This window comes from Anaerofustis butyriciformans (assembly GCF_036289385.1).
In the GTDB taxonomy this organism is placed as follows: domain Bacteria; phylum Bacillota; class Clostridia; order Eubacteriales; family Anaerofustaceae; genus Anaerofustis; species Anaerofustis butyriciformans.
In genome coordinates this window covers 156,898-166,995 of the sequence record NZ_JAYFFH010000005.1, presented here as the reverse complement: position 1 = coordinate 166,995, position 10,098 = coordinate 156,898, and the positions used below count along the sequence as shown (strand labels likewise).

Here is a 10,098-nt window from a genome sequence, read left to right as displayed (position 1 = left end):
GATAGACCTAGATATGTGAGGTTTACCACAAAAGCAAAATGCCCGTAGAGCCGATAAAATAAGGCTTTGCGGACATTTAAGAAGATATAAAAAGATAGTCAAAAAGACATATATAATTTTTGTAAAATCTATTAAATATAGGTTGCTCTCTCATTACAGAATAATACCAAAGCATGGAATTAAATATATATTTTTCTCTATCATTATCGAAATCACATACTTGTATATTCGTTAAAGAAGGAATAATATTAAATGGTTTTAATACATCATATGTAGCTTTTTTAGGTATATTCTTTTTTACTAATCTTGCAGCTAATTTTCTATATGATTTATGTTTTACAAAAGAATTTTCTTTTTTCAAATTAAAAACAAGTAAATCATCACATCTTTTTACAATTTCAGTATACGTATTTATGAACATATCCATATTTCTTGTTGAAATAAAAAGATGTACAATAATTAATAAAGGCACAACTGTGAAAATAAAACAATAGAATGCAATAAAAAACATATACATAATATCTAACATATCAATACACCTCATTTTATATCTATAAAAATATTGTATTATAAATATAAAAATTCTTCAATAAAAAAACTCCTTTACGGAGTTTTATACGACTTGTTTATTTTCCCATTTTGAACCTCTATATCTTATTATAAAGAAAATAGATCTTACTACCCAATCAAGTATCATTGAAATCCATACACCAAAAACACCAAATCCCATATACTTACCCAAAATATAACTAAATATAATTCTGCATACCCACATTGATACAATAGAAACAATCATACAATATTTTACATCACCGGCAGCTCTTAATGCAGATGGGATATTAAAAGCAGTAGGCCAAATTATAATCGCACAACATCCATGTAAAATTAAAATTTTGCTTGCTTCCAATGCAGTTATATCAGATAAATTATATGCTTTAAGTATCAAAGGTAAAATTAAAAATATAAATAATACCAATATAGCTACACAAACATAAGTTATCTTTAATAATTTTCTTGTATAATATCTTGCCTGTTTATATTCCCCTGCGCCAACACACCTTGAAATAACGGTAGTAATAGCAAGAGAAACAGCCATTCCTGATAAAATTTGGAATGAAGCAACTACATTTGCAACAGCATTTGCTGCTATTGCATAAGTACCAAATGTAGATACTAAACTTAAAACTATTATTTTACCAAGTTGAAACATACTGTTTTCAAGTCCATTTGGAACACCTATGTATAAAATACTTTTTATCATATCAAATCTTGGTTTATATTTAAAACTTCTTTTTATATATAAAGTATTATTTTTATTTAAAAGAAGAATAACAATAACCACAGCTGCAACAATTCTTGAAACTAATGTTGGTATTGCAACACCGGCAGTTCCAAAATGAAAAATATAAATCAGTATAGCATTACCACATACATTAATTAAATTCATTAAGATTGAAACTTTCATAGAAACTTTGGAATTACCCATTGAACGAAATATAGCCGCTCCTGCATTATATAATGCAATAAAAGGAATTGATGCACTTACGATAAGCAAATATGTATTTGCATGTCCCATAACTTCTGCATCAATACTGCCAAATACTTTAGTTAAAATAAACTGTTTCAATATATACATAAAAATCATAATAAATACAGCTAATATAGTTATAAACCATACGAGCTGTGTTGATGATTCACATGCGTTTTCTCTGTCTCTTTTACCTAAATACTGACCACAAACAACAGCTCCTCCCGTTGCAAGAGCAGCAAAAATATTTATTAAAAGAAGCATTACACTGTCAACCAAAGATACTCCCGATACAGCAGCTTCACCTACACTTGCTATCATAATAGAATCCGCCATACCTACTAAAATAGCTAAAAACTGTTCTACAATAAGTGGAACAATTAAAATCATTAATGCTTTATTTGAAAATAAAAAATCCTTTGTGTCGATCTTTTTTCTGCTAAATACCATATTAAAACCCCTATGTAAATAAAATGAAAATAATAATGAAAAAAAATATAAATTATTTGTAAAATTTTGTAACCTATTATACAACTATAATACAAAATAATAAACCCTTTTTATATTTTTTATAAAAAAAAGTAAAGGTTACTTAACCTTTACTTTTTTTACAGAAGAGAATGAAGAATAAACTTTCTTTCCTCCTACAACTTTATATGCTCTAACTTTATAATAATATGTTTTTTTAGATGTTAATTTTGTTTTTGTATAACTTGTACTTTTTGTTGTTTTTGTAAGAACATATTTACCTTTACTATTTTTTGTATATATTTGATATCCGCTTGCACCTGAAACTTTATTCCATTTTATATATGCTTTCTTCTTCCCTGCAGAAACTTTAATATTCGTACTTTTTAAAACAGGCTTAACTTTTACTGTATTATATTTACTCTTTACAAGTCCATTCGTATTATTATATGCAACAACTCTGTAATAATAATAGCTGTTACATGTTAGAGAAGAATTTATATAATAATTATATTTACTGCTTACTGTCTTTATAAGTTTATAATTTTTACTTTTTGCATCATATCTATAAATATAATATCTCTCAGCATTACTTACTTTATTCCATGTAAGTTTAATTGCGTTATAGTTATAACTCACGCCTTTGGCTTTTCAACAGTCGTATCATCTTTTGGTGGATCAACCGTTGTATTTCCGCCTTCTGAAGAACCACCTTCTCCATTTCCAGTATTTGTATTATCATCTTTATTCAAATACTCGTTATATTTAACTATCGTTTTATATTTTATACTATCGCCCAAATAAGCCTATATCTTATCACTTCCTAGTATAAAAGACATAGAACTTGCATTTGAATAAATATTGCTGCCGACTTTATTCCATGAAGAATCTTTATAACTATACATTTTAGTAACACCATTTGAATCAACAACACCTAAATATAAATCACCATCTTTTATATCAAATGAAATACTATTTACCTTTTCTTCAAAAGTTGCTACTTTATCAGTACTCCATGATTTGCCATCTGAGCTTACAACAATATTCGTTTTATTTAATGATGTATTATAAGTACATGCATATATATTATCCTCTGAAACAACAAACTTCTGGAAATGATTTGCGGAAGAATTCACATTATAAACTTTTTTAAATCCATTATTTGTTTGTTTATAAATAATTCCTCCTTCATTTTTATTTTGAAAATCAGATAACATTACGTAAAGTTCATTTTTATACAGAGCCATACTTGGTGCCATTAAATATTTACAATCAGTTATTTTACCAACTGTTAAAAACTCACTTCCATTCCATTTCATAACAGTAACATTGGTATTATCCAAGTCGTATAAACAGTATAACTCTCCGTTTAAATTTATGGCATATGGAACGTTTGCATAACTTCCATTTGTACTTATTCTGCTTTTTTCTATCCAATTACCATTTTCATATTTTTTTAATACAACACTCTCTTTTTTTGATGAATAATCAGCATAAAAAACATAAACTTCATTATTTAAAATAACAAGATTACCATTGTTTACATTACTGTCAACTATACCCAATGATGAATATACACCATCTTTATATTGATATACTTTATTTTTATTTAGAAAATATAAAGTATTACCTATTTGTCCAATTGATTTTGCATTATCGCTATCTGCAAAATAATTTGTATTTAAAGATGTATCAGTCAAATCCGACCATAGATTTTCACTTGAATAATCAGGAATTGTTATATCAAATATAATATAATCATCGCCCTGTGATGTAACTTTAAGTTGAATTCTACTATTAACATCATTTGTATAAACAAGTGCATTATCTTTTATAGTTGCATTTTCATCACTGCTACCTATCTCACTTCTTTTTCCGTCACTCAGTGATAATACAGCATTATTTATATCTCCAGCAAAATCATTTATACCTGTATCATTAGGTCTAAATACATAAATATAATTTTTATTGTTAAAATTACTTTTATCACTATCACTTAACGCATCGTTTACTCTATAACAAACAAGTCCAGAATAAGGTATTTGACTGTCTACATTATTTGAATCATTTAAATTTGTTTTCTTTCTATATTCAAAAACAAAATATTCATTATCCTTTAGAGGAGTCTTAACCATAACGGCATTATCTCCTTTATTTGAATATGGAGCATAAAGTGTAACACTTTTTGTTCCGCTTCCAGAAATATCTTTTATTGTATCAAAACCTAACATTTTTCTTGTTTGTGCCAATGGATAAGACGGAGCACTGCCTACTTTAGACATTACATCATAAGGACCTACAGGAGTTTTAGTGCTGTCTTTACTATACAAATCAAGTACACCAAGAGAATGTAAAAATTCATGTACCATTGTTGGAATAAGATTACTTGCTTGAGTATTCAAAACATTGTAATTTAATATACTCTTACCTGCTATTGTAAAATTATAATTATTATTATCTGCCTTATGAGGCCAAATCACATCTGAATTGTCTTTAGGTGCATCTACTTTATCGATTTGTACCATAATAGTCAAATTATCAATATAACCATCATTGTTTTTATCTACTTCACTTGCATTAATATTATTTTCAAATTCTCCCATTTTTGATAGACAATCATTTAATAAAGACTGCGAACTATTATAGTCTGATTTATTTTTATCAAGAGTAATATATTTTATTGTTCTGTTATCTTCATTTTTTTGAGGAAAATAAGACCTTACGTTTAATTGTCCGTTTGATAAAATATTTATATATTTTTCAAATGAATTTGGTATATAGCTATCTGAGTTATCATTAACTTGGTTTTCAAAATAAGTAAATTTCGAATATTTTGCATTATATGTATAATCTTCATTATATGTTTCTTTCGTATCATCTTTAAATTTAACAATAAAGATGAGATTCCCCATTTCTTTATTTGCCGCTTTAATGTTTGGTACAAATAAAGATAAACTTACAAATAATATCATTAAAAAAGTTAATATTCTTTTAAACTTCATAATAATCCCCTTACAAATTATATTCATTCTAATTTATTTCGGATATTCTACTATATATAATATTAAAAAGCAAGTAATTTATAAAAAAACAGCTAAAAGCTGTTTTATATTGATAGATCTTTTTTACAGAATACTTTTATCCCTATACAAAATAATAATATACCGATAACATAAAGTATTATGGCAAATAAAACTCCTAAAATATCACCTTCTATAATCTTTGCTGTATCAAATAAAGTAAGTGGAGTAAGGTATTTTAAATATGAGAATTTTTCTCCAACACCGGAAATCATTTGTATTAATAAAAACAAAACATTTAACCCTATTCCAACAGATAAAGCATATCTGGAATCATTAAATATACAACTTGTTAAGAAGCATATACCTAAAATAAATATCCAAAGTCCAAATACACCACAATTGACCAAGAGGAATTTGGATATATCAAGTTCTCCATTAAACATAACCTGACTTAAAATAATAATTAATGAAGATATGTATATAACCAAAACAAGTAACATAAAAATCATAACAAATAACCAAGAAAAAATTATCTTAAATCTACTGTTTGGTGTAGATAAAATATAAGATAAAGATCCTTTATCGGTATATTTTACAATAAGCCTATTGGTTAATATTCCTATAAAAACAAGAGGGAAAGCAATAAATAAGAACCCATATAAATAATTACAAATAAATTCAATTAATGAGGTTCCCGGATTAGACATATTAAAAGCAGAAAAAATACCTGACATACTTTCTGACATCATTTTTAAACTTTCCCCAAGTTTTGGATCAAACATACTTACTATCATCGAAGAATATAGAGTCAAAATAGCCATAAATATAAATAATATTTTATAATTAGATTTTATTTCTTTCTTTAAAAGTACTAAATTAATCATTTTTTTCTCCTTCATAATAATGCATAAATAATTCTTCAAGACTTAAAGGTTTTATATCCATATCAACGACGTTAAACTTAGATAATAATTTTATTAGTTTATCTAAATTTTGTTTTACGTTAATTTTAACAGTATCTCCTTTAGGATGAATATTCTTAAATAATGCAGAAAATCTCATAGCTTCTTTTTCATCTGCAAATTTAATAATAAAATGTTTGCTTTTTTGTTTAGTTAAAGAACTTATTTTTTCATTTAATACAAGTCTTCCTTCTTTTATGATAACGCTTCTATCACAGGTTTTTTCAATTTCTTCAAATATATGGGAAGACATTAAAATTGTTGCTCCTCGTTTTTTTTCTTCTAAAATTAACTCGATAAACTTATTTTGCATTAATGGATCTAATCCGCTTGTAGGTTCATCTAAAATTAAAATATCAGGATAATTCATAAAGGCACATATAATTGCAATTTTTTGTTTCATACCTTTTGACATTTTTTTTATACGCCCTGAAGCATTTAATTCAAACATTTCCTTAAGCTGATTAATTCTTGCAAAATCTTCTACACCTTTCATTTTTGCAATAAAATTAATAAATTCATCGCCTTTCATATCATCCATTAAAGTATTTTCTCCGGGTAAATATCCTAAATTGGTATTAATTATTTTACTATTAAAAAAAGGATCCAACCCATTAACTTCTACACTACCTTTATCCGGTTTAATAAACCCAAGCAATGTTCTTATTGTTGTCGTTTTTCCTGCTCCGTTTGGGCCTAAAAATCCCATTATTTCACCTTTTTGAACGTTAAAACTTAAATCAAAAACGCCTTTATTGTCTCCATAATCTTTAGTAATGTTATTTACTTCGATAATATTCATTTCACTCTCCATAATTAAATTTATTTATAAAAATACTTTTTTAATAATTCCATAATTTCATCAAATTCTAAAATGATATCAGAAGATTTAATTTCTTCATCCCTCATTAATTTTTCATGCAAATATCCATCCATAATCCAAATAAAAATTTTATATATCATAAATAAATCATTTTTATCTTTAAATTTTGATAAATCTATATTATAAAAATATTTCTCATATGATTCATTACATTGTTCTACTATAAGTTTTTTTATTTCACTGATGATATTTTTATCACTGCAATAATAACTTCTAATGCAAAAATCCAGTATATGTGGATTTTCTTTTACTAAATCTAACTTTATTTTTGCGGCATAATTCATTAAATCAAAAAAATCTTTTATTTGAGTTATTTTATTTTCTTCAATTCTTTTTTCAATTATTTTTATTATATTATCTATTAAAAATAAATACAGAGTTTTTTTATTTTTAAAATAATAAAAAAGCAAACCTTTTGATATTTCTGCCTTATAAGCAATTTCTTCCGTAACGGCATTTTTATAATCATTTTTTGAAAATACTTCAATAGCAGCATTTATTATTTTATCTTGTTTTTCTTTTTCAAGCTCATAAAATTTTTCATTAATCATTTATTACTCCTAATACATATCTAATAAAAGTATATATTATTGTATATATTATTGACTATTTTTGTAAAGCCTTGAGATATCTTTTTTATAATATTTTTTTATGCTATAATGCTAACAGGAGGATATATGGAACAAAAAGAAATTACAATCAGAAATCTAAAAGATGAAGATTTACCCCAGATAAAAAACTTACTTTACGATACATGGATAAAAAAAGACTATGGAGAAAATGAAGAAGTTGCAAATGAAATAAGTTCAATTTTTATGTATGAACTTCTTTATCGTCAAACATTTTCAAACGTTGCAATTTATAAAGATAAAGTTGTAGGAATAATTCTTGGAAGAATAAACAAATGTTATAAATTAAAAAACAATACCACATATATAGTAAAATTAATATTACACTGTTTAAAAACTATACTTATTAAAGGCGGTATAAAAGCTTTAAAATCAGAAAAAGAAATAGCAAAAGTAAACAATGAACTATTAAATAATTTAAATACAGATACAGATGGAGAACTGGTTCTTTTTGCATTAAACAAGAACATAAAAGGAAAAGGTTTAGGATCTAAATTATTAAATTCTTTTTATAATTATATGAAAGAAAATAATGCAGATAAATTTTATCTTTTTACTGACACAACATGTGATTATAGTTTTTATGAACATAATGGATTCAAAAGAGAAAGTTCAAAAAATATTTATTTCAAAAAAGAACCTGAAACATATTTTATATACACAAAAAAATTAACTTAAAAAAGGACTTTTAAAAAGTCCTTTTTATATTTCAAAAGAAATAAATCCTTTCTCTTTATTAGAAAAAGTATATAATTTTTTTACGCCGGCAGCTTTTAATCTGCTTATTCCAAGATTATAAAGAAGATCAAGCATTTCCAAGTTATGAGTATCCGATGACATGGTAAATTTAATTCCTTTTTCATTTGCCATTTTGATAATTTCATTTGATGGATACAAACTTCTTACCCCATGTTTATATCCCCCACCGGTATTTAATTCTAAAACAGCATCAATTTCTTTTACTTTATCAAGAACATCTGATACTAAGTCTTTATACCACTTACTCTGTTCGTCAAAGAAAATATCATCTATATTATTTTTTTTAATCAAATCAATATGCCCTGCAACTTCAGGTTTTAATTCACATAAATTGTTATAATAATTTTCATAATAATCCATTACAAATTTTCTTGCATCATTATCATAACTTCTCTTTAATGATTTCCTAAAAGTAGAACATAACTCATCAACAGGCTCCATTATTCCGTTTACATTGGTTAAATGAACAGAACCTACAACATAATCTAGTCTATCTCTAATACCAGAAATATCACTCATTAAATATCCGCTTTTACCATATCTTTCACTTTCGATTCCGGCAAATATTTCTATTTTATCTTTATATTTTTCTTTATATTCATTTATTTTATCAACATATTCATTATATTTTTCAGGTCTTAAAGAATGGTTTTCATAATTATATGTACAAACATGATCGGTAATACCAAAATGAGTAAACCCCCTGTTGATTGCTTCAATAATTAATGTTTCCATTTCATCTTTACCGTCACTTAAATTCGTATGATTATGAAGTGATACTTTATACATCTTTTATACCCCCTATCTATTAGATATCTTTTCTACCAATATAATTCCGGCATCTTTTTCACTTATCTCTCCTATTTTTATTTTATAATCTAAGTCTAAACATAAGTCAAGAAAAACGTGAATTTCATTCAAAGAATATTTCTTTGAAGAAATGTTTGCCATTTTAACTGCATATGGATGGAGAGAATAATCTTTTACTATATCATTTTCCGTTTTACCTTTTTTTATATACAGTTTACATATATACATATTTTCAAAATTTCTTACAACAACACCAAGTATCTGCATAAATTTCACATCATTATATTTTAAATTATGCAAAAGCTTAAAAGCATAATCTGAATTTTTATCTCTTAACGCATCTGTCAATTTGAAAATTTCATCTTGTATATTTACACTTATAATTTTTTTTATTTCATCAATATCTATTTTTTCTTTATTTATACTTGATAATTTTTTTATTTCACCTTCAAAATAACCTAAATCAACTTTACTTTCATCAACCAAATATCCGCTTGATTCTATAAAATATCCAACAGCATCATTTGTAAGAATAATATTGTTTTCCTTTAATTTTTTTCTAACCCATGATTCAAGTGCATAAGCTTTAAATTTATCAAAGTCAACTATATCACCATATTTTTTTATGGTTTTATATAAAGCTGTTCTTTTATCTAAAGAACCCTTAATCCATATTACAACTACTGTAGTTTTAGGAATATCTTTTATATAGTCGCTAAATTTTTTTGATATATCTTTATTTGTTATGCTCTCACTTTTAATAAAAACCATCCTGTAATTATCCAGCATAGGTAAAGTTTCACAAAGTTCAATAGCCTTATTTATATCAATTTTTTTATCATCAAATACAGAATAATTAAATGCTTCATATTCCTTTGAAAGTAAATTATTTTTTAAACTTTCAAGCATTTTTTTTGCAATATAATCTTCTTTAACATTAAATAAATATATATTCTTAAAAGTTTTCTTTCTTATATTTTCATTTAATTTTATATAATCCATAATTTTTCTCCTATCATCTTTTTTATTATGTCAT

11 protein-coding genes are annotated in these 10,098 nt (G+C 25.3%); 1 reads left to right on the top strand and 10 read right to left on the bottom strand.

Annotation, left to right across the window (positions count from 1 at the left end; all coding sequences use genetic code 11):
- Nucleotides 1-76: 76 nt before the first annotated feature.
- The 8 genes from V2W16_RS08180 to V2W16_RS08145 all read right to left on the bottom strand — a co-directional run bounded on the left by V2W16_RS08180 (nucleotide 77) and on the right by V2W16_RS08145 (nucleotide 7,415).
- The gene (locus V2W16_RS08180; protein WP_329384166.1) at nucleotides 77-529 is read right to left on the bottom strand and encodes a hypothetical protein; all 453 of its coding nucleotides are present in this window, start codon (nucleotides 527-529) and stop codon (nucleotides 77-79) included.
- Between the two features lie 84 nt (nucleotides 530-613).
- Nucleotides 614-1,978 carry an MATE family efflux transporter gene (locus V2W16_RS08175; RefSeq protein WP_329384164.1) on the bottom strand — a complete coding sequence of 455 codons (1,365 nt, stop codon included), beginning with the start codon at nucleotides 1,976-1,978 and terminating at the stop codon, nucleotides 614-616.
- Nucleotides 1,979-2,116: 138 nt separating this feature from the next.
- Entirely contained in the window at nucleotides 2,117-2,635 is a 519-nt protein-coding gene (locus V2W16_RS08170; protein ID WP_329384160.1) for a fibronectin type III domain-containing protein, read from the bottom strand.
- A complete protein-coding gene (locus tag V2W16_RS08165; RefSeq protein ID WP_329384157.1) occupies nucleotides 2,632-2,796 on the bottom strand; it encodes a hypothetical protein in 165 nt (54 codons plus the stop codon). The genes V2W16_RS08170 and V2W16_RS08165 overlap by 4 nt, the downstream gene beginning before the upstream one ends.
- A 6-nt stretch (nucleotides 2,797-2,802) precedes the next feature.
- Nucleotides 2,803-4,998, bottom strand: coding sequence for a metallopeptidase domain-containing protein (locus V2W16_RS08160; RefSeq protein ID WP_329384154.1), 2,196 nt, complete (start codon nucleotides 4,996-4,998; stop codon nucleotides 2,803-2,805).
- Between the two features lie 104 nt (nucleotides 4,999-5,102).
- On the bottom strand, nucleotides 5,103-5,903 hold the full coding sequence (locus tag V2W16_RS08155; protein WP_329384151.1) for an ABC transporter permease subunit: 801 nt from the start codon (nucleotides 5,901-5,903) through the stop codon (nucleotides 5,103-5,105).
- On the bottom strand, nucleotides 5,896-6,783 hold the full coding sequence (locus V2W16_RS08150; RefSeq protein WP_329384148.1) for an ABC transporter ATP-binding protein: 888 nt from the start codon (nucleotides 6,781-6,783) through the stop codon (nucleotides 5,896-5,898). Before V2W16_RS08150 ends, V2W16_RS08155 begins: the two co-directional genes overlap by 8 nt.
- Nucleotides 6,784-6,803: 20 nt before the next feature.
- Nucleotides 6,804-7,415 carry a TetR/AcrR family transcriptional regulator gene (locus tag V2W16_RS08145; RefSeq protein WP_329384145.1) on the bottom strand — a complete coding sequence of 204 codons (612 nt, stop codon included), beginning with the start codon at nucleotides 7,413-7,415 and terminating at the stop codon, nucleotides 6,804-6,806.
- Between the two features lie 126 nt (nucleotides 7,416-7,541).
- Between V2W16_RS08145 and V2W16_RS08140 the strand changes: the two genes are divergently transcribed.
- Nucleotides 7,542-8,171 (top strand): GNAT family N-acetyltransferase, encoded by a 630-nt coding sequence (locus V2W16_RS08140; protein WP_329384142.1) that lies wholly within the window; start codon nucleotides 7,542-7,544, stop codon nucleotides 8,169-8,171.
- Between the two features lie 24 nt (nucleotides 8,172-8,195).
- Here V2W16_RS08140 and V2W16_RS08135 read toward each other — a convergent pair whose 3' ends face one another.
- The gene (locus V2W16_RS08135) at nucleotides 8,196-9,041 is read right to left on the bottom strand and encodes a histidinol-phosphatase HisJ family protein (protein WP_329384139.1); all 846 of its coding nucleotides are present in this window, start codon (nucleotides 9,039-9,041) and stop codon (nucleotides 8,196-8,198) included.
- Nucleotides 9,042-9,053: 12 nt separating this feature from the next.
- The gene (gene holA, locus V2W16_RS08130) at nucleotides 9,054-10,064 is read right to left on the bottom strand and encodes a DNA polymerase III subunit delta (RefSeq protein WP_329384136.1); all 1,011 of its coding nucleotides are present in this window, start codon (nucleotides 10,062-10,064) and stop codon (nucleotides 9,054-9,056) included.
- Nucleotides 10,065-10,098: the final 34 nt, after the last annotated feature.

Coding starts and splice junctions, on each gene's coding strand:
- V2W16_RS08180 (WP_329384166.1), bottom strand. CDS start 529: ATGTTAGATATTATGTATATGTTTTTTATTGCATTCTATTGTTTTATT.
- V2W16_RS08175 (WP_329384164.1), bottom strand. CDS start 1,978: ATGGTATTTAGCAGAAAAAAGATCGACACAAAGGATTTTTTATTTTCA.
- V2W16_RS08160 (WP_329384154.1), bottom strand. CDS start 4,998: ATGAAGTTTAAAAGAATATTAACTTTTTTAATGATATTATTTGTAAGT.
- V2W16_RS08155 (WP_329384151.1), bottom strand. CDS start 5,903: ATGATTAATTTAGTACTTTTAAAGAAAGAAATAAAATCTAATTATAAA.
- V2W16_RS08150 (WP_329384148.1), bottom strand. CDS start 6,783: ATGAATATTATCGAAGTAAATAACATTACTAAAGATTATGGAGACAAT.
- V2W16_RS08145 (WP_329384145.1), bottom strand. CDS start 7,415: ATGATTAATGAAAAATTTTATGAGCTTGAAAAAGAAAAACAAGATAAA.
- V2W16_RS08140 (WP_329384142.1), top strand. CDS start 7,542: ATGGAACAAAAAGAAATTACAATCAGAAATCTAAAAGATGAAGATTTA.
- V2W16_RS08135 (WP_329384139.1), bottom strand. CDS start 9,041: ATGTATAAAGTATCACTTCATAATCATACGAATTTAAGTGACGGTAAA.
- holA (WP_329384136.1), bottom strand. CDS start 10,064: ATGGATTATATAAAATTAAATGAAAATATAAGAAAGAAAACTTTTAAG.